21 protein-coding genes are annotated in these 26,746 nt (G+C 64.4%); 10 read left to right on the top strand and 11 right to left on the bottom strand.

Annotation, left to right across the window (positions count from 1 at the left end; genetic code table 11):
* Nucleotides 1–8 precede the first annotated feature (8 nt).
* The 5 genes from ACLBXN_RS07205 (at nucleotide 9) to ACLBXN_RS07225 (ending at nucleotide 8,879) form a co-directional block, all read left to right on the top strand.
* Nucleotides 9–3,209, top strand: coding sequence for an MdtB/MuxB family multidrug efflux RND transporter permease subunit (locus tag ACLBXN_RS07205; protein WP_447611663.1), 3,201 nt, complete (start codon nucleotides 9–11; stop codon nucleotides 3,207–3,209).
* The gene (locus ACLBXN_RS07210; protein WP_211459609.1) at nucleotides 3,206–6,379 is read left to right on the top strand and encodes an efflux RND transporter permease subunit; all 3,174 of its coding nucleotides are present in this window, start codon (nucleotides 3,206–3,208) and stop codon (nucleotides 6,377–6,379) included. Before ACLBXN_RS07205 ends, ACLBXN_RS07210 begins: the two co-directional genes overlap by 4 nt.
* Nucleotide 6,380: 1 nt before the next feature.
* Nucleotides 6,381–7,958 (top strand): efflux transporter outer membrane subunit, encoded by a 1,578-nt coding sequence (locus tag ACLBXN_RS07215; protein ID WP_447611664.1) that lies wholly within the window; start codon nucleotides 6,381–6,383, stop codon nucleotides 7,956–7,958.
* 63 nt (nucleotides 7,959–8,021) lie between these two features.
* Nucleotides 8,022–8,345: a hypothetical protein gene (locus ACLBXN_RS07220; RefSeq protein WP_003052881.1), complete on the top strand. Its 324-nt coding sequence runs from the start codon at nucleotides 8,022–8,024 to the stop codon at nucleotides 8,343–8,345.
* Nucleotides 8,346–8,582: 237 nt separating this feature from the next.
* On the top strand, nucleotides 8,583–8,879 hold the full coding sequence (locus tag ACLBXN_RS07225) for a hypothetical protein (RefSeq protein ID WP_447611665.1): 297 nt from the start codon (nucleotides 8,583–8,585) through the stop codon (nucleotides 8,877–8,879).
* A gap of 78 nt (nucleotides 8,880–8,957) precedes the next feature.
* On the opposite strand, the gene ACLBXN_RS07230 is transcribed toward ACLBXN_RS07225, so the two are convergent.
* Together ACLBXN_RS07230 and ACLBXN_RS07235 are read right to left on the bottom strand one after the other, a co-directional pair.
* A complete protein-coding gene (locus ACLBXN_RS07230; RefSeq protein WP_043004834.1) occupies nucleotides 8,958–9,476 on the bottom strand; it encodes an SRPBCC family protein in 519 nt (172 codons plus the stop codon).
* An 85-nt stretch (nucleotides 9,477–9,561) separates the two neighbouring features.
* Nucleotides 9,562–9,927 carry a hypothetical protein gene (locus ACLBXN_RS07235; RefSeq protein WP_447611666.1) on the bottom strand — a complete coding sequence of 122 codons (366 nt, stop codon included), beginning with the start codon at nucleotides 9,925–9,927 and terminating at the stop codon, nucleotides 9,562–9,564.
* Between the two features lie 117 nt (nucleotides 9,928–10,044).
* Between ACLBXN_RS07235 and ACLBXN_RS07240 the strand changes: the two genes are divergently transcribed.
* Nucleotides 10,045–10,716, top strand: a complete 672-nt coding sequence (locus ACLBXN_RS07240) for an ABC transporter ATP-binding protein (protein WP_447611667.1) — start codon at nucleotides 10,045–10,047, stop codon at nucleotides 10,714–10,716.
* Here ACLBXN_RS07240 and ACLBXN_RS07245 read toward each other — a convergent pair.
* The 4 genes from ACLBXN_RS07245 to ACLBXN_RS07260 are packed head-to-tail and all read right to left on the bottom strand — an operon-like array spanning nucleotide 10,703 to nucleotide 13,326.
* On the bottom strand, nucleotides 10,703–11,518 hold the full coding sequence (locus ACLBXN_RS07245) for a LytR/AlgR family response regulator transcription factor (protein WP_447611668.1): 816 nt from the start codon (nucleotides 11,516–11,518) through the stop codon (nucleotides 10,703–10,705). The two genes, ACLBXN_RS07240 and ACLBXN_RS07245, sit on opposite strands and share 14 nt — an antisense overlap.
* On the bottom strand, nucleotides 11,515–12,576 hold the full coding sequence (locus tag ACLBXN_RS07250; RefSeq protein ID WP_447611669.1) for a sensor histidine kinase: 1,062 nt from the start codon (nucleotides 12,574–12,576) through the stop codon (nucleotides 11,515–11,517). The genes ACLBXN_RS07245 and ACLBXN_RS07250 overlap by 4 nt, the downstream gene beginning before the upstream one ends.
* Before the next feature lie 24 nt (nucleotides 12,577–12,600).
* Complete coding sequence (locus tag ACLBXN_RS07255) at nucleotides 12,601–12,885, bottom strand: 2TM domain-containing protein (protein WP_211459625.1); 285 nt, start codon at nucleotides 12,883–12,885, stop codon at nucleotides 12,601–12,603.
* Between the two features lie 36 nt (nucleotides 12,886–12,921).
* On the bottom strand, nucleotides 12,922–13,326 hold the full coding sequence (locus ACLBXN_RS07260; RefSeq protein WP_043004836.1) for a DUF2306 domain-containing protein: 405 nt from the start codon (nucleotides 13,324–13,326) through the stop codon (nucleotides 12,922–12,924).
* Nucleotides 13,327–13,598: 272 nt separating this feature from the next.
* Here ACLBXN_RS07260 and ACLBXN_RS07265 point away from each other — a divergent pair, with 272 nt between their 5' ends.
* Together ACLBXN_RS07265 and ACLBXN_RS07270 are read left to right on the top strand one after the other, a co-directional pair.
* Nucleotides 13,599–15,788, top strand: coding sequence for a TonB-dependent receptor (locus ACLBXN_RS07265; protein WP_447611670.1), 2,190 nt, complete (start codon nucleotides 13,599–13,601; stop codon nucleotides 15,786–15,788).
* Nucleotides 15,788–17,047 (top strand): PepSY-associated TM helix domain-containing protein, encoded by a 1,260-nt coding sequence (locus tag ACLBXN_RS07270; protein WP_343678229.1) that lies wholly within the window; start codon nucleotides 15,788–15,790, stop codon nucleotides 17,045–17,047. Before ACLBXN_RS07265 ends, ACLBXN_RS07270 begins: the two co-directional genes overlap by 1 nt.
* A 72-nt stretch (nucleotides 17,048–17,119) precedes the next feature.
* On the opposite strand, the gene ACLBXN_RS07275 is transcribed toward ACLBXN_RS07270, so the two are convergent.
* Nucleotides 17,120–17,398, bottom strand: coding sequence for a PsiF family protein (locus ACLBXN_RS07275; RefSeq protein WP_003052901.1), 279 nt, complete (start codon nucleotides 17,396–17,398; stop codon nucleotides 17,120–17,122).
* Nucleotides 17,399–17,611: 213 nt separating this feature from the next.
* On the opposite strand from ACLBXN_RS07275, the gene ACLBXN_RS07280 reads away from it, so the two are divergent.
* Complete coding sequence (locus ACLBXN_RS07280; protein ID WP_003078828.1) at nucleotides 17,612–18,436, top strand: undecaprenyl-diphosphate phosphatase; 825 nt, start codon at nucleotides 17,612–17,614, stop codon at nucleotides 18,434–18,436.
* A gap of 137 nt (nucleotides 18,437–18,573) precedes the next feature.
* Here the strand turns inward: ACLBXN_RS07280 and ACLBXN_RS07285 are convergent, their stop codons facing one another.
* Nucleotides 18,574–19,449: an alpha/beta hydrolase gene (locus tag ACLBXN_RS07285; protein WP_447611671.1), complete on the bottom strand. Its 876-nt coding sequence runs from the start codon at nucleotides 19,447–19,449 to the stop codon at nucleotides 18,574–18,576.
* Nucleotides 19,450–19,509: 60 nt separating this feature from the next.
* A complete protein-coding gene (locus ACLBXN_RS07290; RefSeq protein WP_043004752.1) occupies nucleotides 19,510–20,493 on the bottom strand; it encodes a proteasome-type protease in 984 nt (327 codons plus the stop codon).
* Between the two features lie 273 nt (nucleotides 20,494–20,766).
* Between ACLBXN_RS07290 and ACLBXN_RS07295 the strand changes: the two genes are divergently transcribed.
* Nucleotides 20,767–22,692: a methyl-accepting chemotaxis protein gene (locus tag ACLBXN_RS07295; RefSeq protein ID WP_447611672.1), complete on the top strand. Its 1,926-nt coding sequence runs from the start codon at nucleotides 20,767–20,769 to the stop codon at nucleotides 22,690–22,692.
* Nucleotides 22,693–22,754: 62 nt separating this feature from the next.
* Here ACLBXN_RS07295 and mutS read toward each other — a convergent pair whose 3' ends face one another.
* On the bottom strand, nucleotides 22,755–25,346 hold the full coding sequence (gene mutS, locus ACLBXN_RS07300) for a DNA mismatch repair protein MutS (protein WP_447611850.1): 2,592 nt from the start codon (nucleotides 25,344–25,346) through the stop codon (nucleotides 22,755–22,757).
* Between the two features lie 181 nt (nucleotides 25,347–25,527).
* Entirely contained in the window at nucleotides 25,528–26,595 is a 1,068-nt protein-coding gene (locus tag ACLBXN_RS07305; protein WP_447611673.1) for a sterol desaturase family protein, read from the bottom strand.
* Nucleotides 26,596–26,746: the final 151 nt, after the last annotated feature.

Genomic DNA, 26,746 nt, shown 5'->3' on the forward strand with positions numbered 1-26,746 from the left:
CGGCCATCATGAATCTCTCGCGCCTCTTCATTCTCAGGCCCATCGCCACCAGCTTGCTGATGGTGGCGGTGCTGATCTCGGGCATTCTTGCCTACCGCCTGCTGCCCATCTCGGCCCTGCCCGAGGTGGACTACCCCACCATACAGGTCACCACCCTCTACCCCGGGGCCAGCCCCGATGTGATGACCTCCAATGTCACGGCACCGCTGGAGCGCCAGTTCGGTCAGATGCCGGGCCTGGACCAGATGTCCTCGACCAGTTCGGGCGGCGCATCGGTCATCAGCCTGCGCTTTGCACTCGATATGTCCATGGACGTGGCCGAGCAGCAGGTGCAGGCCGCGATCAACGCGGGCACCAATCTGCTGCCCAGCGATCTGCCCATGCCGCCGCTCTACAGCAAGGTCAACCCGGCCGATGCGCCGGTGCTGACGCTGGCCATCAGCTCGCCTTCGCTGCCCGTCATCAGGATCAACGACCTGGTGGAGAACCGCCTCGCGCCCAAGCTCTCCCAGGTCAAGGGCGTGGGTCTGGTGGCCATTGCCGGTGCGCGCCGCCCGGCCGTGCGCATCCAGGCCAATCCGGCTGCGCTGGCCAGCTTCGGCATGACGCTGGATGATGTGCGCACCGCCATCTCTGCGGCCAACGTCAAGACCGCCAAGGGCAGCTTTGACGGCCCCAACCGCGCATCGACCATCGATGCCAACGACCAGATGCAGTCGGCGGCCGAGTACCGCAACCTCATCATCGCCTTCAAGAACGGCAATCCCGTGCGCCTGTCCGATGTGGCGCAGACCGTGGACGACGCCGAGAACACGCGTCTGGCCGCCTGGTCTGGCACTCCGGAGACCGGCTCCAAGTCGGCCGTGATTCTCAACATCCGTCGCCAGCCCGGCGCGAATGTGATCGAAACGGTCGATGCCATCAAGAACCTTCTGCCCCAGCTCAAGGAGACGCTGCCTGCCTCCGTCGACGTGCAGGTGCTGACCGATCGCACCGTGACCATCCGAGCCTCGGTCAAGGACATGCAGTTCGAGCTGGCCCTGGCCATCGCCCTGGTGGTGATGGTGATCTTCCTGTTCCTGCGCAGCGCATCGGCCACGCTGATTCCCAGCGTAGCGGTGCCGTTGTCGCTGATAGGCACCTTCGGCGTCATGTATCTGGCGGGCTTTTCCATCAACAACCTCACGCTGATGGCCCTGACCATCGCCACGGGCTTTGTGGTGGACGATGCCATCGTGATGATCGAGAACATTGCCCGCTATGTGGAAAAGGGCGAGGCGCCCATGCAGGCCGCGCTCAAGGGTGCCAAGCAGATCGGCTTCACCATCATCTCGCTGACCATCTCCCTGGTCGCGGTGCTGATTCCGCTGCTGTTCATGGGGGATGTGGTGGGGCGTCTGTTCCACGAATTCGCCATCACCATGACGGTGGCGATTCTGATCTCGGCCGTGGTTTCGCTCACGCTGACCCCCATGCTGTGCGCGCGCTTGCTGCGCCACCGGCCCGAGGGCGAGAAGAACCAGGCGCAGTCCAAGGGCTTCGGCGCTGCGGTCGCACGCTTTTTCGACAAGGTGATTGCCGAGTACGGCCGCATGCTGACCTGGGTGCTGGATCACAGCAAGCTGACCTGGCTGGTGTTCATCGCCACGCTGGTGGTCACGGTGCTGCTGTACTTCGTCGTGCCCAAGGGCTTCTTTCCTGAGCAGGATACGGGCACGATTGCCGCGACCACCGAGGCCGACCAGTCCATTTCCTTTGCCGCCATGGCCGAGCGCCAGCAGGCGCTGGCCGAGCATTTGCTCAAGGACCCGGCCGTGGCTTCCATCTCCTCGTTTATCGGCGTCGATGGAACCAATACCACGCTGAATACCGGCCGCATTCAGATCGACCTCAAGCCCCATCCCCAGCGTGATCGCCTGCCGGTGGTGCTCAATCGCCTGGCCGAGGATTCCCAGGCCGTGCCCGGCATCCGCCTCTATGCCCAGCCTGTGCAGGATCTGACGATAGAGGACCGCCAGGCCCGCACCCAGTACCAGCTGCTGCTGTCCTCGCCGGACATGAACCAGCTCACGGCCAGTACCCGAATTCTGGTGGAGCGTCTGCAGCAACTGCCCCAGTTGCTGGATGTCAGCAGCGATCTGCAGAACCAGGGCCGTCAGGCCTATGTGCAGATCGACCGTGCCCAGGCCAGCCGTCTGGGCGTGACGGTCTCGTCGGTGGACTCGGCCCTCTACAACGCTTTCGGCCAGCGCCTGATCTCCACGATCTTCACGCAATCCAACCAGTACCGGGTGGTGTTGGAGGTGGCGCCGCAGTTCAAGATCGGGCCAGAGGCCTTGCAGAACATCTATGCCGCATCCAGCAACGGAGCGCCGGTGCCGCTGTCCTCGATTGCCACGGTGAGCGAGCGCCCGATGGCGCTGGCCGTCAACCATGTGGGGCAGCTGCCTGCGGCCACCATTTCGTTCAACACCGCATCCGGCGTGTCGCTGGGCCATGCGGTGGAGGCGGCCCAGGCCATCATCGGGCAGCTGCGCGACGAAGGGCAGATCCCGCTGTCGGTGGACTCGCAGTTCCAGGGCGCGGCGCTGGCTTTCCAGGCCTCGCTGTCCAATACCCTGCTGCTGGTGCTGGCCGCCATCATCACCATGTACATCGTGCTGGGTGTACTCTACGAGAGCACGATTCACCCGATCACGATTCTCTCCACCCTGCCTTCGGCGGGCGTGGGGGCGCTGCTGGCGCTACTGGTGGCGGGGCTGGATCTGGACATCATCGCCATCATCGGCATCATCTTGCTGATCGGCATCGTCAAGAAGAACGCCATCATGATGATCGACTTCGCGCTGGACGCCCAGCGCGAGGAAGGCATGAATGCGCGCGACGCGATCTACCAGGCCTGTCTGCTGCGCTTCCGCCCGATTCTCATGACCACGCTGGCGGCCCTGCTGAGCGCGCTGCCCATGATGCTGGGAACGGGCGTGGGCAGCGAGCTGCGCCAGCCCTTGGGCGTGACTCTGGTGGGCGGTCTGCTGCTGAGCCAGTTGCTGACCCTGTTCACCACGCCGGTGATCTATCTGACCTTTGAGAGCTGGGCCGAGGGCTGGCGCACCAGGCGCGGCCTGCCGGCCGTCAAGCATGTGCCGCATTCCGAAGCAGAAGTCATGGGCGAGGCCGAGGATGGCGGCCGGGACGGGGCACGCCCATGAGCATCTCCACGCCCTTCATCTTCCGGCCCATTGCGACCATGCTGCTGACCATCGGCATGGCCCTGGTGGGCGGCGTGGCCTATTTTCTGCTGCCGGTGGCGCCGCTGCCGCAGGTGGACTATCCGACGATTTCGGTGACCGCCAGCCTGCCCGGCGCGGCGCCGGACACCATGGCGGCCACCGTGGCCACGCCGCTGGAGCGTGCCCTGGGCGCGATTGCCGGCGTCAATGAGATGACGTCCAGCTCCAGCATGGGCAGCACGCGGATCACGCTGCAGTTCGATCTGACGCGCACCGTGGACAGCGCCGCCCATGACGTGCAGGCCGCCATCAATGCGGCGCGCACGCTGCTGCCCTCGGGCATGCCGGGCAACCCGACCTATCGCAAGGTCAACCCGGCCGACGCGCCCATCATGATTCTGGCGCTGACTTCGGATTCGCTCACGCGCGGCCAGATGTATGACGCGGCCTCCACGGTGCTGGCACAGAAGCTGGCCCAGGTGGAAGGCGTGGGCCAGGCATCGATCAACGGCGGCGCGCTGCCGGCCGTGCGCGTGGAGCTGGATCCGGTGCGTCTGGCGGCCAATGGCGTATCGCTGGATTCCGTGCGCACGGCCATCACCGCCACCAATGCCAACCGCCCCCTGGGAGCCGTGGAGCGCGAAGACCATTACTGGCAGGTGGCGACCAACGACCAGGCCCGCACCGCCGCCGAATACGCGCCCTTGGTGCTGCGCTGGAACAACGGCAATGCGGTGCGTCTTTCCGATGTGGCCGACGTCACCGACTCCGTGCAGGACATACGCAACTACGGCGTCATGAACGGCAAGCCCGCCGTGCTGCTGCAGGTGTTCAAGCAGCCCGACGCCAATATCCTGCAGTCCGTGGACAAGGTGCGCGCCATGCTGCCCCAGCTCAGGGCATCGATCAACCCGGCCATCGATGTCACGGTGATCTCGGATCGCACGCCCACATTGCGCGCCTCGGTCAAGGAGGTGCAGAACGCGCTGCTGATATCGATAGCGCTGGTCATCATGGTGGTGTTCGTCTTTCTGCGCCGGCTGCGCGCCACGCTGATTCCGGCCGTGGCCGTGCCCGCCTCGCTGATGGGTACCTTCGGCATCATGTACCTGTGCGGCTACACGCTGGACAATCTCTCGCTGATGGCGCTGACGGTAGCCGCAGGCTTTGTGGTGGACGATGCCATCGTGGTGCTGGAGAACGTGATGCGCCACATGGAGCGCGGCAAATCCGCGATGCAGGCGGCCATCGAAGGCGCGCGCGAGATCGGCTTCACCGTGGTCTCCATGAGCCTGTCGCTGATTGCGGTGTTCGTGCCCATTCTGTTCATGGCCGGCATCGTGGGGCGGTTCTTTCGTGAATTTGCCGTGGTCATGTCGGCGGCGATTCTGGTCTCCATGATCATCTCGCTGACCACCACGCCCATGATGTGTGCGGCCCTGCTGCGCACGCCTGCCGACGAGGAGCGCCGCCGCGCCGAACGTGCCCGGCGCCCGTTCACGCGCCGCTGGGATGCCTTCTGGCTGCGTGTCTCGCTGGCCATGGATCGCTTCGAGGCGCGTGTGACGGCGTTGTACCGTCACACCCTGGCCTGGGGGCTGCGCCACCAGCCCGTGGTGCTGCTCAGTCTGGTGGCGGTCATCGGCCTCAACATCCATCTCTACCAGACCATAGACAAGGGCTTCATGCCCAGCGAGGACACGGGCCGCGTCATGGGCTTCATCCGTGCCGACCAGTCCACCTCCTTCCAGGCCATGGAGCGCCGCATCAAGCGTTTTCTCGATGTGGTGCAGCAGGACCCGGCCGTGGAGTATGTGACCGGCTTTACCGGCGGCGGCCAGGCCAATTCGGCCAATATGTTCATGTCGCTCAAGCCCATGGCCGAGCGCAAGGTGTCGAGCGACGAGGTCATCAACCGCCTGCGTGAAAAGCTCAAGGACGAGCCCGGCGCGCGCCTGTTCATGATGACCCAGAGCGATGTGCGCATTGGCGGGCGCCAGAGCATGTCCTCCTATCAGTACACGCTGCAGGCCGACGATACGGCCGAGCTGCGCCTGTGGGAGCCGCGCATCCGTCAGGTGCTGTCCACCCTGCCGGAGCTGACCGATGTCAACAGCGATGTGCAGGACAACGGCATGCAGACCAAGCTGGTCATAGACCGCGACCAGGCCACGCGCCTGGGCCTGACGGTGGCGCAGATCGACAACACGCTCAACGATGCCTTCGGGCAGCGCCAGGTGGGCGTGATCTACAACCCGCTCAACCAGTACCGTGTGGTGATGACGGCCTCGTCCCAGTATCTGCAGAGCCCGGAGACGCTGCGCGGCTTCTTCTTCGTCAACAGCGCGGGCCAGCAGATTCCGCTGACGGCCTTTGCCAAGATCACCACCTCGACCACGCCGCTGTCCGTGCAGCACCAGAGCGGCACGCCCGCCAGCACCGTGAGCTACAACCTGGCGCCCAATGTCTCGCTGTCGCAGGCCAATGACGCGATCCGCAATGCCATGCTGGAGCTGGGCGTTCCGGTATCCATTCGCGGCAGCTTCAGCGGCTCGGCCGGGGCCTTCCAGCAGGCGCTGGCGGGTCAGCCTCTGCTGATTCTCGCGGCCATCATCACCATCTATCTGGTGCTGGGCATCCTCTACGAGAACTTGGTCCACCCGCTGACGATTCTGTCCACCTTGCCCTCGGCCGGCGTGGGGGCGCTGCTGGCGCTGATGTGGTTCAAGACCGAGTTCTCGCTGATCGCCTTCATCGGCGTGATCCTGCTGATAGGACTGGTCAAGAAGAACGCCATCATGATGATCGACTTCGCACTGGAGCGCGAGAAGGGCGGTCATGCCACGGCGGCCCAGGCCATCTATCGGGCCTGCCATCTGCGCCTGCGCCCCATACTGATGACCACCATGGCGGCCCTGTTCGGTGCGCTGCCCCTGGCCCTGGGTCGGGGCGACGGTGCCGAGCTGCGCCAGCCCCTGGGCATTGCGATCGTGGGCGGCCTGCTGCTGAGCCAGTTGCTCACGCTCTACACCACGCCCGTGGTCTATGTGCTGCTGGACCGTGTGCGCCGCAGTGTGTTGCGCCTCTGGGCGCGCCGTCCGGCCAGAAAGCGCGGCGGTCAGGCCTCTGTCATGGCTGAGGCGAAGTGAGATGAATATGCCAGCACATTTTTTGAATCAAATCGGCGTCAATCCCAATCAGGGTAAGCGTAAGCAGCTCACTTTTATGAAGAATTCTCCCCGGGCGCTGCCCCGCTGGATGCCGCGTCTGCTGCCGCTTGCTGCGGCGCTGGCGCTGGCGGCCTGTTCCACCCAACCAGCCTATCAGCCGCCACGGCTGGATGTGCCGGCCCGGTTCAAGGAGGCCACGCCCGAGGCTGCGCAGTTCGGCGTCTGGCAACCGGCGCAGAGCTCGGCGGCCAGCCCGACCGCGGCAGTGCCCGACCAGTGGTGGACGGTGTATGGCGACAGCACGCTGGATCAGCTGCAGCAAGCGGCAGCCGCAGGCAATCCCAGCGTGGAGCAGGCCGTGGCCCGTCTGCGCTCGGCCCAGGCGGCCGTCGCCAGCAGCCGCGCCGCGCAATTGCCCACGCTCAGCACCACGGGCAGCGGCTCGCGTGCCTTGACCGGCGGAGGCACCTACAGCAATACCAACGGCGAGAACGTGGCGCGCAGCGGCAGCATCAACAACAACTTCTCGCTGGGCCTGAGCGCCAGCTGGGAGCTGGATCTCTGGGGCAAGCTCTCGGGCGCGGTGGATGCCAGCCGGGCTTCGGCCCAGGCCAGTGCCGACGATCTGGCTGCGGCCCGCCTGTCGGCCCAGGCATCGGTGGCCCAGACCTATTTCTCGCTGCGTGCCGCCGAGGCGCAGATGAAGTATCTGCAGGAAAGCCTGGAGGCCTACGAGCTAAGCCTGAAGCTCACGCAGAATCGCTACCAGGCGGGCGTGGTGTCTTCGGCCGATGTGGCCCAGGCCCAGTCCCAGTACAAGAGCACCCAGGCCAGCCTGCTGGAAGCCCGCATCACGCGCGCCCAGTACGAGCATGCGCTGGCGGCCTTGCTGGGCAAGGCTCCTGCCAACTTCAGCCTGCCGGTCACCGGCCACCTGCCGACGCCGCCTGCAGTGCCCGAGATGCTGGCCTCCACCTTGCTGGAGAGGCGCCCCGACATTGCTGCCGCCGAACGCCGCGTGGCCATGGCCAATGCGCAGATCGGGGTGGCGCGTGCGGCCTATTTCCCTTCGCTGACCCTGTCAGCATCGGCCGGCTATCGCAACTCCGTGCTCTCCGATCTGCTCAATGCGCCGAATCTGTTCTGGTCGCTGGGCCCGGCGCTGGCCATGAGCCTGTTTGACGGTGGAGCGCGCTCGGCGGCCGTGGAGTCGGCCCGTGCCACGTTGGATCTGAATGCCGCCACCTACAAGCAGACTGTGCTGACGGCGCTGCAGGAGGTGGAGGACAATCTGGTCGCTGCCGTCAATCTGGCGCAGGAGGAGCAGGTGCAGACCGAGGCCCTGGCCGCAGCGCAGAAATCGTTGACCGTGGCCAACAACCAGTACCAGGCCGGTATCGTGGCCTACCTGAACGTGATCTCGGCCCAGACGACGGTGCTCAGTGCCCAGAACAACCTCAACAGCGTCAGAAACCGCAGGCTGACGGCTGTGAACACCTTGCTCAAGAATGTGGCAGGGCGCTGGGAGCCGCTGGACGCGGGGCTGCGCAAAGAGTGAGCGCGCCGTGCAGGCTTGCGGTCTGGGTTACAACCGTGGCTCCGTTGTTGTGAAGATCAAACCATGAGCATTGCTGTTTTCTACCTGCGCAATTCCGAGCCCGAGGGCCAGACACCGGTCTGGCAGCCGCAATGCCGGGCCTTCTCCGATGCGCAGATGAGCGAGGCGCTGGCCCTGTGCCAGCAGCTGCGCAAGGACGAGCGCCATGCCCATGTGGTGATTTCGTCGGAGTTGCGCGATATGGTCGGGCCCGTGGGGGTGTCTGCGGTCGAGGACGGCAAGACACCCGATGGGGTGGACTATCAGTGGAGCAAGGCCGGGCGTGCCGGGGCCAGTCGCAGGAATGCGGCCGAGCCGCCCAGGCAGCGCCAGGATATGGACTGCTGAGCCTGGCCGGCTGGGCCTGACGCATGGCCTCGAATATGGCGCGCCGGCGTGCAGCTGCCGTGCACGCTCGTCCCGTCGTGATTTTGAGGGACAGGCCGGACAGCTTCGTGATAAAACCTGCTCCATTCCCTGGCCGCCATCTCTGGGCAGGGTTTGGTCTGCGGTGCTGGGCATGTCGGCTTGTGCAGCCTGTTGCCCTTGTCTGCCAGCTATCGCCTGTTTCAACAGGAGTCCGAGATGTTGAAGAAAGCTTTGCTCTTAGGGACTGTCGCTGCCGTTGCGGGGTGCAGCAACAACGGCGCACCTAGCGAGACCCAGGTCAAGCAAGCGCTCTATGACTACTACGCGACCGCGGGCGGCAGGGCCGATCTGAATCAGGCGCTGGATAAAGAGGTCAGCGTGAAAAACTGCCGACAGGATGGTCCGGGCTATCGCTGCACCATTCAGAACCAAAGCCTGGGAAGCACCATCGACATGCTGTTCGTCTTTGACAAAGGGGGCCGCAAGTGGAAATTCCAGCGCGAAGCTTCCTGATTCGCGAAGCATCTGAGAGGGGCAAGCAGATGTCGATTCAGGATCTGTGGGCCGCGAGGCCAGGGGCGCCAAAGCGCATCAGGTCGCCTGTACCTTGGCCAGATAGCCGGCCAGCAACTGCATGCTGCCGCTCCAGCCCATTTTCATGCTGGCATGCGAGCTGTCGAACAGCGCTTCTTCGACCGGGCTGGCATCGAGAGCGCGCCATTCCAGATGCAGGCGCGTGCCGCCGGCTTCCTCGCTGAGCGTGGTGGTCGACAAGGTGTAAAGCGGCCATTGCGGCGCCATCGGATGGCGCGTGACGCCGCCAGCGGCATCGCTGAACTGCACCACGACAACGATGCGCTCGGGCGCTTTCAATTCCCTGAAGCTCCATTTGCCCCACATGGCGGGCGCTTGGGGCATGGCCTCGGCGCGCATGCCGTAATGAAAGCTGCCGCCTTCGCGTGCATCCACTTCGCATTGCGTCATCACCATGCCGGGCGGGCGCATCCAGTGGCTCAGGTGCTCGCCTTGCGTGAAGGCCGCGTAGACAAGCTCGCGCGGTGCCTTGAAGAATTGCTCGATGACAAACGGGGCAGAGAGTCGCTCGGTCATGGACATGCCTTTGCAGATCGCTTGGAGCCATCCATTGTGCACAGTGCGCACCTGACTTCAAGTGCCGCAGCCTAGGGCCTGGATGTCAGGTGTCGAGATCAAAGGCCTGGCGCAGCGCATCGCCGAACTGCGTGGAGCCCGAAAGACAGAGGCTGACCGTGGTGCGGCCCGTGGCCGAGGCCTGCAGCTCCAGCCTGCCTGCGGCCCTGTCGAAGCGGGCGCTCAGGGGCTCGCCGTCATCGTCCTGTGCCTGCAGGTCATAGTCCCAGTCATTGCCGTCTTCCAGGGCGCCCTGGCGGCCCGCAAACTTCTGGCTGGCCCAGCGCAGCAGGGCTTCGATTTCGCCGGCCAAAGCCGGCACGCGCTCGGCCTTGACGCTGGCCATGGCGTCCCAGGTGCCCGTGCCTTCTTCATCTTCGCTGTAATCGAATTCCAGATAATCCAGAGCCATGGCATATTGCGCGCTGTTGAGGGGGACGCCATTGTGCCTGTGCCTTGCATCGCGCATGACTGTGGGTTCTTTGGTCAAAATCAGCCGTAGACATATATATACAAGGCATTGTCAGCTATGAATTCTGAACTTGACGATGGCTGCGAGTCGCTGTGCATGGTGCAGGCTCTGCAGGTGAGCTTCGGCTACCCGGGCCGGGTAGTGGCCCATGAGGCCTCGCATTGCTGGCATGCCGGACTGTGTCTGCTGCAAGGCGACGAGGGCACGGGCAAGACCAGCTGGCTCAAGGTATTGGCAGGGCAATTGCCGCTGCGCATGGGCTTGCTGCACTATCCGTTCGCCGGCAACGGCCGCTTGGCTGCAAGCTCCTGCTTCTGGCAGGACCCACGCCAGCCGCTCAACGATGTCTACAACCAGATGCCGGCCGAGAGCTGGGTGGCTTTGCAGCGCACGCTGTATCCGCATTGGTCGCAGCAGCAGTTCGAGCAGCATGTGCAGGGCTTCGGGCTGGAGCCGCATTTGCACAAGCCGCTGCTGGCCCTGTCGTCGGGCACGCAGCGCAAGCTGTGGATGGCGGTGGGCTGGGCCAGCGCAGCCGAGCTGGTACTGATCGACGAGCCGCTGGCGGCGCTGGACAAGCCGTCCGAGCGCTATGTGCAGCAAGCGCTGGCGGCCATGGCCGCCGAGCTCAGGAATCCGGCACGGCCCCGCAGCGTCATCGTGGCGCATTGGGATGCCATGCAGGGTGTGGACTGGGAGGATGTGATGGTGCTGCCTACATCGCCTTGAACCGCGTTGCGTAGAGACGGCTGACGGCCAGTTTTTCAGGGCGGTCACGCAGCAGCAGGCCGAGGCGCCCGGACTCGTCACGCTGGGCGCTGGCAATGGCTTGAGCCCGCACCACGGTGCCGCGATGGATTTGCCAGAACTCGCGCGCGTCGAGCTGCGGCAGCAAATCCTTCAGCGGGGTACGGATCAGATACTCCTGACTGGCCGTCAGCACGCGCAGATATTTGTCGGCGGCTTCGAGGTAGATGATGTCCTGCACCCTCACCATATGGATCTGGTTGCCGACGCTGGCCTGAATGATCTGCAGCGCGGCGGGGGCCTGCCCCAGCAGTTGCTGCTGCAGCCCGAGCAGCTGTTCGAGCTGACGGTGATTCTGCATGGCAAGGTCCGTGCCCTGTACCGGCTGGCGCTGCTGCCACCACTGCTGCAGGCGCTGCACGGTCTGGCCGAGGCGCGCCGCCTGCACCGGCTTGAGCACATAGTCCATGGCGCAGGCCTCGAAGGCCGCCAGGGCGTACTGGTCGTAGGCGGTCACAAAGACAATCGCCGGCAATGCTTGCTCTTCGGGCCAGGCATCGGCGATTTCGGCAGCGGCTTCCAGCCCCGTCTGGCCGGGCATGCGAATGTCCAGGAACAGCAGGTCGGGCAGCCGGGTCAGCGCCTGCTGCACGGCGCTGATGCCGTCGGCCACCCTGGCCTCTATATGCAACTGGGGCCAGAGCTGGCCCAGCAGCTGCTGCAATGCCAGGGCCAGCAGCGGTTCGTCTTCGGCAATCAGGGCGCGCGGCAGGCTGGTGTTCATGGCTGGGGCTTCAGGGGTAATACGATGCAGGCCCTGGTTCCGCCTGCGCTGTCTGCTGTCAGGTCGAAGCGGGCAGCGCTGCCGTAGCGGCTGGCCAGGCGTTCGCGAATCTGCTGCAGGCCAAAGCCTGAGCCCGAAGGCGGCTGGCCAGGCTGCAGGGGCAGGCCCAGGCCATTGTCATGCACGCTGAGCAGGAGATGGCTGTCATCCAGCATTCCGGCCTGAACGGCAATGTGGCCACCGGCCAGCTGGGGCTCCAGTCCATGGCGAATGCTGTTCTCCACCAGCGGCTGCAGCAGCAGGGGCGGCACAGGCAGCCCGGCCAGATCGGCGGGTAGCGTCAGGGAGTAGGTGAGTCTGTCGCCCATGCGTATCTGCATCAGGGCCAGGTAGTCGGTCAGCAAGGCAAATTCGCTGGCAAGACTGTGGGTGCCGTTGCGCGAGCCGGCAAGCGTGGCACGCAGGTAGGCAATCAGATGGTCGAGCATCTGCTCGGCACGTGGCGCATCGCTTGCAATCAGCACGCGCAGATTGGCCAGGGTGTTGAACAGCATATGTGGCTCCAGCTGGGCCTGCAACAGGCTGAGCCTGGCTTCGGCGGCCTGGCGCTGGGCCTGCTCTGCCTGCATTTGCAGATGGCGCGATTTGCCCACCACATAAAAGCCCCAGGACATGGCAATGCTGGTCGCCATTGTGATGGCAAGCGGCAGCCATAGCGAGGGCCTGCCTGAGGCGGGCAGTTCGGGATGGAACTGCTGAACATAGAGGCTGCCCAGAGGATTGCCCAGAACCAGGCCTGCTGCAATTCCCAGCGGCACCACAGCCATGCCGCGCATGCCGCGCGGCCAGGGGATCTGGTCGGACTCGCGCCAGCGCAGCCTGAGCAGATCGATGCTCAGCCAGCTGATCAGGCCTATGGCCAGCGAGTAGGCGAGGTTGACATCCCACAGGCCCTGGCCCAGAGCGGTCAGGGCCGCGGCGATCAGCAGGCAGGCCGCCACGGTGATGCCGGCGTGACGAAGCAGGGGGGCGGGCGCAAACATGGACATGACAGGCATGGTAGGTGATGGGGGATCCGGCAACTAGCGCTTTTCGCTGCGCTTCAGCGTTTTCAGCTCGTGCTCCAGCAACTGCTGAAAGAGCGGGCTGCCGGGTGCCAGCAGCCAGACCACGGCGCCATGTATCAGCAGGCCCAGACCCCAGCCCAGAGCTGGGTAGACGGCCCAGTGCCGTCCCTGACTCAGAGCCAGGGTCATCAGTCCCAGATTCACTGCGGCATAGACCGCAGCATGGATATACCAGCCCAGCTTCATGCCGGCGCGGCGGCGTGCCTGCTGGTGCAGAGCGTCTTCGGAGATCGGGTTCATGTCTTTTCCTTGTAGAGCTTGGGATGAATGCGGGGATCAGGCCAGTCCTTGCCACAGCAGATTGCCGAGCAGGCGGCCGGGGAGCAGCGTGAACAGCCCTGCGACCACGCAGCTGCCGAAATACAGCTTGCGCATGACGCTGCGGTGCTGGCCGATGCGTCGATGGGCCAGATGCCAGAAGGACAGTGCCAGGCCACCCAGCGTCACGGGGATCAGCAGATGGATAGGCGTGAAGCCTGCCCAGTTGGGCAGTTTGAAGTCGCGTATGAACAACGCGGAGATGGCGGTGGCCAGCATGAGCAGCACAAAGCCACGGCCTGCAATTCTGTGCACCCAGGGCAGCGGGCCGGCCTGGCGCCTGGCCCAGAGTGCAATGGCTCCGGTCAAGGTGGCTGCGATGGCGCAACCCATGTGAAAGGCAATCAGAGGTGTGAGTGTCATGGCTGGCTCCTGGTGCTTGCACATGACTGTGCAAGCCCAGCCTGCTGGCGGCCAGCGCTTTGCGACGAAGTGACAGAAGCCGGGAGCCAGCTGCAACTCCGTGGGTGTGACTGGTGTGGTTGCCTGGTTTGTGCGCGCACACATACCACGCGGCGGCTTCAGGCTTGGCAGTTTGCCGTGGATCCCGTTGAGGCTCCAGGGTGTTTGACATCGTTGGCTGGGTTGATTACTAAAATTAACGATTCTGAAAATCATTCTCAATAATTTAAAAAATGTTCCTGCTGCGACCGATTTCCCTGGCTGCCCTCGCACTGTGCAGCCAGCAGACTGTTTTTGCCCAGACTTCCAGCACTGAATCAGAGGCTGCCCTGCAGACCGTGACCGTGGAGGCCAGCGCCGATGCTTCGGCCGAGGGTCTGGCCAAGCCTTTTGCGGGCGGGCAGGTGGCGCGCGGCGCGCGTGTCGGCGTGCTGGGAAACCAGGACATGATGGAGACTCCGTTTTCCGCCACCAGCTATACCAGTGATCTGATTCAGGATCAGCAGGCCAAGAGCGTGGGCGACGTGCTGCTCAACGATGCGGGCGTGCGCTCGGCGCGCGGCTTCGGCAATTTCCAGCAGGCCTACTTTGTGCGCGGCTTTGTGCTGTATTCCGATGATGTGGCCTATAACGGCCTGTACGGCCTGGTGCCGCGCCAGTACATGGCGTCGGAGTTCGTGGAGCGCGTGGAAGTGTTTCGCGGAGCGAATGCCTTTCTCAGCGGCGCGGGTGCGGGCAGCGTCAGCGGCGGTGGTCTGGGCGGCCTGATCAATGTGGTGCCCAAGCGCGCCGGCAACGAGCCGCTCAATCGTGTCACCCTGGGTGGCGCCAGCGGCGGGCAGGCTTATGCCGCAGCCGATGTGGCCCGCCGCTTCGGCCCCGACGATGCAGCCGGTGTGCGCCTGAATCTTGCGCGCCGCAGCGGCGGCACCGGCGTGAGCGGTGAGAAGGTCCACACCACTGTCGGTTCGCTGGGCCTGGACTGGCGCAGCAGCCGTGCACGCCTGTCGGCCGATCTGGGCTGGCAGGAGCACAAGCTGACGGCGCCGCGCCCCTCGCTGACCCCTTCGGGCAATCTGCCCATTCCGGCAGCTCCTGACAGCAAGACCAACTACGCCCAGCCCTGGACCTACTCCAACAGCCGCGACCTGTTCGGCACCGTGCGCGGGGAATACGACTTCAACGATCAATGGACCGGTTGGGCCGCTGTGGGCATGCGCCGGGGCAGCGAGGACAACGCGCTGTCGGGCCTGACGCTGTCCAGCGCGGCTGGCGATGCCACGGTCAACCGCTTCGACAACACGCGCAAGAACCGCGTCAAGACCGGCGAGCTGGGCCTGCGTGGCAAGTTCGAGACCGGCGCGGTCAAGCACTCGGTGGTGGCTTCGCTGTCGGCCTTCGATTCCAGCGAGCGCAATGCCTGGGGTTACAACTATGCAACCGGCCAGAGCAACAACATCTACAACCCGGTGGCCCTGCCTGCGCCTGCCTATAACGGACTGGGCGGCATACTGGGCAGCCCGCGCGAGACCGAGCGCATCAAGACCAGCAGCCTGGCGCTGGCCGATACCCTGGGCTTCATGGACGAGCGCCTGCTGCTGACGGTGGGCATGCGCTACCAGACCATCAAGGTCGACGGCTTCGATGCCACGACGGGCGCGAGCTCGGGCAGCTACGACAAGAGCCGCGTGACGCCGGTGGCTGGCCTGGTGTTCAAGCTGACCCCCGAGGTGTCGGCTTATGCCAACTACATCGAAGGGCTGGCCAAGGGCGGCAGCGCGCCCATGACCAACGGTGGTCAGGTCGTCAGCAATGCAGGCCAGGTGTTCGCTCCCTATGTCTCCCGTCAGAAGGAGGTGGGCCTCAAATACGACGGCGGCAATATCGGTGCCAGCGCTTCCTTCTTCACCACCAGCATGCCTAGCGCCTATGTGGAGAACAATGTCTACGGCGTGTTCGGCAAGCAGCGCAACCGCGGTCTGGAGTTCAATGTGTTCGGCGAGCCCGTCAAGGGCCTGCGCGTGCTCGGCGGCCTGACCCTGCTGGACGCCGAATACCTGACCACGGCGAGTGGCGCCAATGACGGCAAGCGCGTGGTGGGCGTGCCCCGCAGCCAGGCCAATATCGGCGCTGACTGGGATGTGCCGGGCGTGCGCGGTCTGGCATTGAATGCACGACTGATGTATACCGGCGCGCAGTACGCCAATGCAGGCAATACCCAGCGCGTGCCGGCCTGGACCCGCTTTGACCTGGGCGCCCGCTACCTGATGGACGTTGGCGGCAAGCTGGTGACCCTTAATGCACGCGTGGACAACGTGGCCAACCGCAACTACTGGGCCTCGGTCGGCGGCTATGCCACCAACGGCTATCTGGTCCAGGGCGCACCGCGTACCTTCTCGCTGACCGCCAGCGTGGACTTCTGATGCGCGCTCTGTGGACCGTGGTTCATCGCTGGGTAGGCCTGTTTCTCGCGGCTTTCCTGGTCATGACCGGTCTCACGGGAGCGGTGCTCTCGTGGGATCATGAAATCGACGACTGGCTCAACGCCGACATGCTGCACACGCCGGGACGCGGCCCGCTGCAGACGCCGCTGCAACTGGCCCAGGCCGTGCAGGCGGCCGATGCGCGCGTCGAGATCTCCTATATGAGCCTGGGCCTGCGCGAGGGAGAAGCGGCCTCCTTTCTGGTGCGCCCGCTGGTGGACCAGGCCACGGGCAAGCCCCATGTGCTGGGCTACAACACGGTGTTCGTGGACCCGGTGACGGGCTCCATCACCGGCCACCGCGACTCAAAGAGCCTGGCCCTGAGCTGGCGCAATCTCATGCCCTGGCTGCGCCATCTGCATGAAAGCCTGCTCAGTCCCACGTTTGCGGGCAGCAACCGCTGGGGCTACTGGTTCATGGGCGGTCTCGCGCTGCTGTGGCTGGCCGACAGCTTCTGGGCACTGGTGCTGACCCTGCCGGTGAAGAAGAAGGCGGCTGCGGCCGGGGCGCAGGATGCCCCCGCCAAGGCTGGCGGCAAGTCCTGGTGGGCGCGCTGGATGCCGTCCTGGCGCATACGCTGGGGCGCCGGTGCCTACAAGCTCAATTTCGATCTGCACCGCGCCGGCGGGCTGTGGATCTGGGGCGTGATCGTCATCGTGGCCTTTACCTCGTTCTCGATCAATCTCTACCGCGAGGTGTTCTACCCCGTGATGAGCAAGGTTTCGACCACCACGCCCGGCCCCTACGAGACGCTCAAGCCTGCACCTTTTGGCAGCTTTATCGAGCCGAAGATCGGCTTTGCCACGGCCATCGAGATCGCGCGCAAGGAGGCGGTGCAACTGGGCATCAAGACCGAGGCCGGAGGTATCTGGTATGGCGGGGATTTCCCGTTCTACAACGTGTCCTTCTTCGATCCCGACGACGAGACCGGGGCCATGGGCATGGGGCTGTCCAATGTCTATGTGAGCTCGGAAAGCGGCGAGGTGCTGGGCAGCTATCGTCCCTGGCACGGCACGGGAGCCGATGTCTTCGTGCAGCTGCAGTTGCCGCTGCACAGCGGTCGCATCCTGGGCACCTTCGGGCGTGTGCTGATATCGGTGGTCGGCGTGATGGTGGCCATGCTGTCCATCACCGGCGTCGTCATCTGGTGGAAAAAGCGCCGCGCCCGGCGAACCGCCCTGGCAGCTGCCTCGGCCTGAAACCACAAAGCCACCTTGCGGTGGCTTTGTGCATTGCGCGCTGCGCGGAAGCGGCAAAGCCGCTCAGGCGGCTCAGTCCTTCTTCAGGCACTCGCTCATGAAGGCCTTGCGCTCGTCGCCCTTTTTGCCGGCGGCGTCGGCATTGCAGCTCTTCATGCGTTCCTGCTGACGCTTCTTGCCGTCGGACAGGCAGGACTTCATGAACTCCTTGCGTTCATCACCCTTCTTGCCGGTGGCTTCGGTGTTGCAGGTGCCCATGAGCTGCTGCTGGGCGGTTTTGGGTTTGTCGCCGGCAGCCATGCTCATGCTGCAGGCCAGGGACACGACAGCCAGGACCACAAATTTTTTCATGATGGTGTGATTTTTGAAAAAACGCCGACAGCCGGCGCGCAGCTATTGCAGCACAGGCGCGTGACTTTGCCCATCACCACAAGCCATGTCTTGTAAAAGTTTGCGATTGTCTGTCGATCGGCGGCCGGAAAAGGTCTTGTGAGCGCGAGCGGGAAAATGGCGAGCGGATAATGGGCGGCTTTGCTTCAACCCTGCACCCAAAGGACGATTCGCGTGGATACTTTATTGCTGGTCAAGGCCGCCATCATGGGCATTGTGGAAGGGCTGACCGAGTTCTTGCCGATTTCCTCAACCGGCCACCTGATCCTGGCGGGGTCGCTGATGGGCTTCGTCGGCGGCAAGGCCAAGGTGTTTGAGATTGCGATCCAGACCGGGGCCATCTTTGCCGTGATGCTGGTGTACTGGCAGAAGATCCGCGACACGCTGGTGGAGCTGCCCAGCAGCCGCCAGGCGCAGAAGTTCGCGCTCAACGTCCTCATCGGCTTTTTGCCTGCCGTGGTGCTGGCGCTGCTGTTTGGCAAATACGTGCAGGAGCATCTGTTCACGCCGGTCATCGTGGCGACCACCTTCATCCTTGGCGGTTTCGTGATTCTCTGGGCCGAGAAGCGGCCCGCCGCTGCCACCCGCGTGCAGTCGGTGGACGATATGACGGCGCTCGATGCGCTCAAGGTCGGCCTGGTGCAGTGCTTTGCCCTGGTGCCCGGCACCAGCCGCAGCGGCTCCACCATCATCGGCGGCATGCTCATGGGCCTGTCGCGCAAGGCGGCCACGGACTTCTCGTTCTTCCTGGCCATGCCCACGCTGATCGGCGCGGGCGTCTACAGCCTCTACAAGGAGCGCGCGCTGCTGTCCATGGCGGATGTGCCGCTGTTTGCCGTGGGCCTGATCTTCTCGTTCATCAGCGCCTGGCTGTGCGTGCGCTGGTTGCTGCGCTTTATCTCCACCAACAGCTTTGTGCCCTTTGCCTGGTACCGCATCGTTTTCGGCATCATCGTGCTGGTGACCGCCTATACCGGCATCGTCGACTGGCACCATTGAGTGTCTTGACGCTGTTCGCAAAAAAAGCCGCTTGCGTGATTGCAAGCGTCTTTTTTCATAGCTGCCAGCGCTTGTTTTGATTGAGTTTCAGATAGTTTTGATGCTGAAATCGTTATCTGAAAAGCGCAAGAAGCTACTTATTTATGAGTACTTCCAGTGGATTTCTGCAGAATGGTCTGCTCCATATTGAGCAGCGAAGCCTCGATGGCGGCAGCGGTGGCCTCGGGCCGCTCCATGGGAAACAGATGGCCGCCGTCCAGCATGGTGATGCGCCCGCGGGTGATGCGCTGCGTCATCTCCATGCCCACCTGGCGCATCTCCACCGACGAGCGACCGCCGATGAAGGCCACCGGGCAGCGCACCGGGTGACGCCTGAGCTGGTTGTTGAGATTGCTGGGCAGGGTGTTGTAGATGGCGGTCTCCACCTCGCGCCTGAACAGCAGGCTGCGCTTGCCCTGGTCGTCCTCCAGGCCGTGCTGCACATAGTCCTGCAGCACCTGCGGGTGCCACTGGGCGAAGGCCTTCTTGCCACGGAAATACTCCAGCGCCTCCTCGTTGCTGGCCCAGGTGGTGCGCCGGCGCTGGCTGATCTTGCCGGGGGAGACCGAGGCCACGATCTGCGTCTGCTTGGCCAGGCCCACGGCGTTCGCCTTCCAGCCGCCCAGCAGGGGCGAGTCGATCAGCAGCACGCCGCGCGCCAGATCGGGGCGCTTGGAGGCCGCCTGAAAACTCAGGATGCCGCCCAGCGAGTGGCCCACCAGATAGACCGGCTGGCCGTGCCGCTCGACCTGCTGCTCGATGTATTCGATCAGCTCGTCCACCAGATGCGGCCAGTGGTTGGTGACGGGGCGCTGCGGGTCATGGCCGAAGCGCTGCACGCCGCCGGCGTCGATGCCCCGCTGGCGCAGCAGCGAAAACAGCAGGCGATAGGTGCCTATGGGAAAGCTGTTGGCATGCGCGAAGACCACGGGCAGGGTGTTCGTCGTGCTGGCGGTGGCAGTGGGCTGGGACATGGCGCTGAACGGGCTGAACAGTAAAAACGCCCCGTGGGGGCGTTGGATGCGTCGATCAGTTTAGCGCCTGGACAGCGCCGCCTGTCTTTGCATGCGTGCCTGTTCTTCGGCGCTCTGAAGGCGCTGGTATTCATCGGCCATGCTCAGGCCCGCCTGAGCCGGCACCACGGGCTGGCGCAGCGCGGCGGGCGGGCAGTTGCCCGCACCCAGGCCATGGGCCGAGCGCGATGCGACGGGCGCGCCGACCTTGACCAGCGGATGTGCGCGCGGGCTGTGGATGCGAATCGGCGTATCGGTCTGGCCGCCATCCCAGGCCGGGTCCTCGATGCTGTCGAAGACATGGCGCAGGCGCTCGCCCCAGCTGTCGTGCAGCATGCGCAGATAGGGATTGTCGGCGTCTAGGCAGACAATGCGGTCCGTGGCGAAGCGGTTGTTTTCGTAGACGATCAGATCCAGCGGCAGGCCCACCGAGAGGTTGGACTTGAGCGTGCTGTCCATGGACACCAGCGCGCACTTGGCGGCTTCGTCCAGAGGGGTTTCGGAGGTGATGACGCGATCCAGCACGGGCTTGCCGTACTTGGATTCGCCGATCTGGAAGTAGGGCGTCTCGCCCGTGGCCTCGATGAAGTTGCCCGCCGAATAGACCTGGAACAGGCGCATGCGTTCGCCCTGGATCTGGCCGCCGAAAATCATGGAGACATTGAAGTCCACCCCGGCGCGCTGCAGGGCCGTGGCCTCGCGCTCATGCACATGGCGCACGGCAGCGCCCAGCACGCGTGCGGCATCGAACATGCTGCGCACATTCCAGATGGTCAGCATCTCGTCCGTGGTCGTGTCGTGCAGCTGAAAGCTCTCCAGCAGCTCGCGCACCGACTGGGTGATGGACAGATTGCCGGCCGATTGCAGCACCATGAAGCGCTCGCCCGGTTGCTCGTACAGCATGACCTTGCGGAAGGTGCTGATCTGGTCGAGTCCTGCATTGGTGCGGGAGTCGGACAGAAACACCAGGCCGGCGTTGAGCTTGAGGGCGACGCAGTATGTCATGGGTGATAGAGACAATAATGAAAAACGTATGAATGTCAGGCGCAGCAAGCGCTGAATGCTTCTAAATAGATAGCTGTAAACGCAGGCTGCCACGTGATTTTAGAAGGGTTTTAATAACGTCGGTGGCGGCCCTGTAACTGTTGCCGGAGCCCCGTTCATGCCCCGGTGCAGGGCCGGGCTGAGGAAGTCCCTGAGATGCAGGGCCTGTATGCGTGAGAAGATGCCGCCCCTTGATAGAACACTTGCTTACAGCTGGTTAGAAGAGGGCCTCCCATGCACGCATTTCGCAACCTGTCGATACGGACCAAGCTCATGTCCAGCATGCTGGCCTGCCTGCTGCTGTTCGTGGCGATTTCCACGACGCTGGGCTTTGTGCTGACAGGCGCCAGCCTGCGTGAGCGCGTAGTGGGGCAGGAGCTGCCGGCCGTGGTGGGGGAGATCCGCAACGACATCCTGCGCCAGATCGGCACGCCGCTGGCCATGGCCAGATCCCTGGCCGGCAACAGCTATGTGCTGGACTGGGAAGCTGCGGGCGAACCCGAGGAAGGCAATGCCGCGTGGGCCAGATACGCCCAGGCGGTCAAGCAGCAGGCCGGTGCCTCATCGGTGTTCTGGGTGTCGGGCACCACGGGCCAGTACTTTGGCGAGCAGGGTGTGACGCGCAGGCTGGCGCCCAAGGGCCAGGGCGACCAGTGGTTCTACGAGCTGCTGGCCGGCGACAAGTCGCAGGTGCTGGAGATCGACAAGGACGTCAGCTCCAACGCCTATATGCTGTTCATCAATGTCCGCTTCGATGCCGGCCAGGGCAGGCAGGGCATTGCGGGCCTGGGCCTGTCGGTGGATGAGCTGGCGCAGGCCGTGCGCGCCTACCAGGTGGGCGAGTCCGGCTCGGTCTCCCTGGTGCGCGGCAACGGCAGCATTCTCGTGCATCGAGACCCGGCGCTGGTGGACGGCAAGCACTGGCTCAAGGATCGGCCCGGCTTCAGTGCCGGGCTCAGCGCTGCGCTGCTGAACCGCGAGCGCTTTGCCCATGCCATGTACGAGGCACCCTCGGGCCGGCAGCTGATTGCCTCCTCCTACGTCCCCGAGCTGGACCTGTATGTGATTGCCGAGCTGCCCGAGGCCCAGGTGTTGGGCGGCGTGCGCCGCACCATTGCACTGGCCTCGGCCGTGGCCGGCCTGGTGGGCGGCGGCATAGGCCTGCTGGTGATCTGGCTGGTGAGCCGGGCGATTGCGGCACCCGTGGGACGCGCGGCGCGAATGCTGGAGGAGATTGCCGATGGCCATGGAGATCTGAGCCGTCGCATGCCGGTGGAGAGCAATGACGAGGTGGGGGCGCTGGCCTCGGCCTTCAACCGCTTTGTCTCGTCGCTGGAGCGCATGGTGGGGGCCGTGCGCCAGGCCGCCGATTCGATTTCCGTGGCCAGCTCAGAGGTGGCCCAGGGCAACCAGGATCTGAGCCAGCGTACCGAGCAGGCAGCCAGCGCCCTGCAGCAGACGGCGGCATCGCTGTCGGTGCTGACGGACAGCGTGCAGGCCAATACCGAGGCCACGCGCAGTGCGGGCGAGCTGGCGCAGTCGGCGCGCGGCGTGGCCGAGCGCGGCGGTGCGGCCTTCGAGCAGGTGGTGGTGACCATGGAAGGCATCAACCACGCCTCGCGCAAGATTGCCGACATCATCGGTGTGATCGACTCGATTGCCTTTCAGACCAATATCCTGGCGCTGAATGCGGCGGTGGAGGCCGCGCGTGCCGGCGAGCAGGGCCGGGGCTTCGCCGTGGTGGCGGCCGAGGTGCGCAGCCTGGCCCAGCGCTCGGCCGAAGCGGCCAAGGAAGTGCGCCAGCTCATCACCGACTCCGTGACCCAGGTGGGAAGCGGATCGCAGCAGGTCGAGCATGCGGGCGCCACCATGCAGGAACTGCTGAACGCCGTGGCCAGGGTGACGGGCATCATCGAGGAGATCAGCGGCGCTTCGCAGACCCAGGGGCGCGGCATTGCAGAGATCAACCAGTCCGTGGCCGGACTGGACGATGCCACGCAGCAGAACTCCGCCCTGGTCGAGCAGTCGGCCGCTGCGGCAGTCAGCCTGCGCGAGCAGGCCGCACGTCTGATGGCCGAGGTGTCTGCCTTCAAGCTGGGTGACAGGCCCCAGAGCCGCCCGTCCGTGCAGGAGCGACAACAGCAACTGCTGGAGGCATGAACGCAAGCCGGGCCCGAAGAGATCGGGCCCGGGCTTGAGTGCGCAAGGCTTGGAACGTGTTCTTAAGCGGCGCTGGTGCTCAGCTTCTTGAGCTGGTAGAGCATTTCCAGCGCTTCGCGCGGGCTCAGTGCATCGGGGTTGAGGGCGGCCATGGCCTGGTCCAGCGGGCTGGGCGTGGCGCTGGCATCCACCAGCTCCGGTGCATCGAACAGATTGACCTGCAGATCGTTTTCGCCGGCCTGGGATTCGAGGGCTTCCAGCGCATGGCGCGCATGGTTGAGAACGCCGGCCGGCATGCCGGCCAGCTTGGCCACCTGGATACCGTAGCTGCGGCTGGCGGGGCCGGCCTGAATCTCGTGCAGAAACACGATGTCGCTGCCCGACTCCGCAGCGCTGACATGCACGTTGACGGCGGCCTTGGCCTTGGCGGGCAGCTCGGTCAGCTCGAAGTAGTGGGTGGCAAACAGCGTGAACGCCTTGGTCTTGTCGTGCAGCTGGCTGGCAATGCCGCTGGCCAGGGCCAGTCCGTCGAAGGTGCTGGTGCCGCGGCCGATCTCGTCCATCAGCACCAGGGAGTGGGGCGTGGCCGAATGCAGAATCTGAGCGGCCTCGGTCATCTCCATCATGAAGGTGGACTGGGCATTGGCCAGATCGTCGGCGGCGCCGATACGCGTGTGGATGGCATCGATGGGCCCCAGGCGGCAAGCGCCGGCCGGCACATAGCTGCCCATGCTGGCCAGCAGCACGATCAAGGCCACCTGGCGCATATAGGTCGATTTACCGCCCATGTTCGGGCCGGTGATGATCTGCATGCGCGTGTTGAGGTTCATGCGCGTGTGGTTGGCAATGAAGCTGCCGCTGGAGGTCTCGGCCATGCGTGCCTCCACCACGGGGTGGCGGCCGGCCTCGATCTCTATGCAGGGCTGGCTGACGAACTGCGGCTCGGCCCAGTTCAGCGTCAGAGAGCGCTCGGCCAGCGTGCACAGAACGTCCAGTGCGGCAATAGCCTGGGCCACGCGCGTGAGCTGGGGGACATGGGGCTGAAGCTGGTCGAGCAGCTGCTCGAACAGGAACTTCTCGCGCTGCAGCGCTCGCTCCTGGGCCGACAAGGCCTTGTCCTCGAAGGCCTTGAGTTCGGGCGTGATGTAGCGCTCGGCGTTCTTGAGCGTCTGGCGGCGGCGAAAACGCTCGGGTACCGCGTCCTTGTAGCTGTTGGTGACCTCGATATAGAAGCCATGCACCTTGTTGAACTGCACGCGCAGATTGGGAATGCCGGTGAGCAGCTTTTCCTTGGCCTCCAGCTCCAGCAGAAATTCGTCGCAGTTGTTCTGGATGGCGCGCAGCTCATCGAGTTCGGCATCAAAGCCCGTGGCAATCACGTCGCCGTCGCGCACCAGAGCCGCCGGTTCTTCGAGAATTGCGCGGGCCAGCAGCTCGGCACAGCCTTCAGGCGGAATCAGGTCGCTGAAGATCTGCGTCAGATAGGCGGATGGAGCTTGTCCGGATTGCGCCAGCAGCTTTGATTTTTCCAGTGTTTTGGACAGACCTACCAGCTCGCGCGGGCGCACCTGGCGCAGGGCGATGCGGGCGGTAATGCGCTCCACATCGCTCACGCCCTTGAGCTCGGAACGCAGGGCTTGCCAGGGGGCCGTGCCTGCCCCGGTGCCGCGCAGCACGCCAATCGCTTCCAGGCGTTGCATGGCGGACTTGCGATTGCGCTCGGGCTCCAGCAGCCAGGTCTTGAGTAGACGGCTACCCATGCCGGTCATGCAGCTGTCCAGCAGAGAGAACAGCGTGGGCGAATCTTCGCCGCGCAGCGTCTTGACCAGCTCCAGATTGCGGCGTGTGGCCAGCGGCAGCGCAATCAGCTCGTCGTCGCGCTGCACCTGGATGGCGTGGATGTGGGTCAGATTGCGGCCCTGGGTATGTTCTGCATAGGACAGCAGGGCGGCACTGGCACCATGGGCCAGCGGCAGGCCTTCGGCCTCCCAGGCCTTGAGGCTGGCAGCGCCCAGCAGCTCCAGCAGCTTGCGTTCGCCCAGACCCGAGTCGAATTGCCAGTCGGGGCGAGGAGACAGAGGGCAGCTGATGGCGCTGCTGTGCTTGACGGCAAACAATGCCTGCTCGAAGCGCTCGGTGACGCCTGCGCTGTAGATCACCTCGCTGGGCGCAATGCGCGACAGCCAGGCACCCAGTTCATCGGCCGCGCATTCGGCCATATGGATGCGGCCCTGGGTCACGGCCATCCAGGCCAGTCCACAGCGCTGGCGACCGGCGGTGTGCACGGCGACCAGAATGGCTTCGCTCTTGTCGGACAGCAGTTCGCTATCGGTCAGCGTGCCGGGCGTAACCACACGCACCACTTTGCGCTCGACCGGGCCCTTGCCTGCGCCAATCTCTCCGACCTGCTCACAGATCGCCACCGACTCGCCCATCTTGATCAGGCGGCCCAGATAGTTCTCGAGTGCATGGAAAGGCACGCCCGCCATGGGAATGGGTTGACCGGCCGTCTGGCCGCGCGAGGTCAGCGTGATGTCCAGCAGGCGCGTGACCTTCTCGGCATCGCCGAAGAACAGCTCGTAGAAATCGCCCATGCGATAGAAAACGAGGGTGTCGGGATACTGCGCTTTTATTGGGAGATATTGCTGGAACATCGGCGTATGTGCCGAGAGGTCAGTCATATCGGGGAAATTGGCCAGCGACGGGGATTCTGTGCTTTTCTGGGTCATCGCTTCAGCGGTATGCAAAACAGGGGGCGCTACGCTGGTGCTGGGCGGGCGCCGAATGCTCCATTATCCGTGATGCCCAATAGCAGGGGGCATGGCTGTTTTTTGGTTATTTGGCAGAGACCGTCTGAACGCTTGGCTCGGATTGAGAGCCCTGATCGTCGTCATGAATGGGGCGGTAGCCCGGACCGAAGGACACATCGCCCAGTCGCCAGCCTGCGCGGCAGCTCACTGCGCCCCAGAAGCGCTTCAGGGTGTAGCACTGCATGGCGATCAGGCCGCGCTCGTTGTCGGCATCCACTTCCGGGTCGCTCACGCCCGTGGGTCGCAGCTCTTCATCGTGATAGAGAGCGGTGCCGAACAACTGATCCCACCAGGGAAGGACCTGGCCGAAGTTGCAGTTGTGGCGCTCGGGGCGCGCTGCATCGCGCAGCATATGGTGGTTGCGGTGAAAACGCGGGCCAACCAGCAGGCGCTCGCCCACCCGGCCCAGCCAGCCCAGGCGCAGCGCCACATTGGCGTGGGAAAAGTTCTGCACCAGCTCGCTGAGCAGACCCAGCATGGCGAACTCAGAGGGCTCCACGCCCATGGCCAGGCCTACGCTGGCCAGCACAAAGCTTTGCAGCATGCCGTCCAGATAGTTGCTGCGGTCGTTGCTCCAGCAGCTCATCTGGCGCTGGCTGTGGTGCATGCTGTGCATGGCCCACCACCAGGGAATGACGTGCTGGGCGCGATGCATCCAGTAATACGTGAGGTCGTAGACCACGTAGTACACGCCAAACAATACATAGGGGTGGTCTTCAAACCAGGGAACCCAGGCCTTGAGGCCGCTGGCCTCCGAGGAGGATGGGCCGCCGCCCAGCATATGGGCGACCGGCATGAGGATCAGAAAGCTGAACAGCGGAAACAGGCCCAGCAGCATGAGCAGGGTGTAGTTGCGATCCACCGTGGTGTGGCGGCGGTCGGCCCAGCGCTCGGCGGGAAGCAGGCTCTCCAGCGGCCGCATCACACAGCCGATCAGAAACAGCTGCAGCAGCGCGATCAGAATGCCGGCGGCAATCTCGCGCGGATCGCCCGCTGCCTCTGCAATATGGAGTGCGTTGACCACGGGAGTCACCGCATGCACGGATACCCAGTCAATGGTCAGCGTCCAGTGCTGGCTGAAGAAATCCATCATATTGTTCTGCCCATTTGTCGTCGGGCAGATTCTGGACCGGGAGTTTGTGGATTCTGTGGAGAGACGCAGACTCCGCCGCCTGTCCCTTGCGTGTGGTCAAGAGGGATTGGTTGGGCAGGAGCGGAGCGGCCGCAATAAAAAAAGGGGCTGG

Source organism: Comamonas sp. C24C (assembly GCF_053345995.1).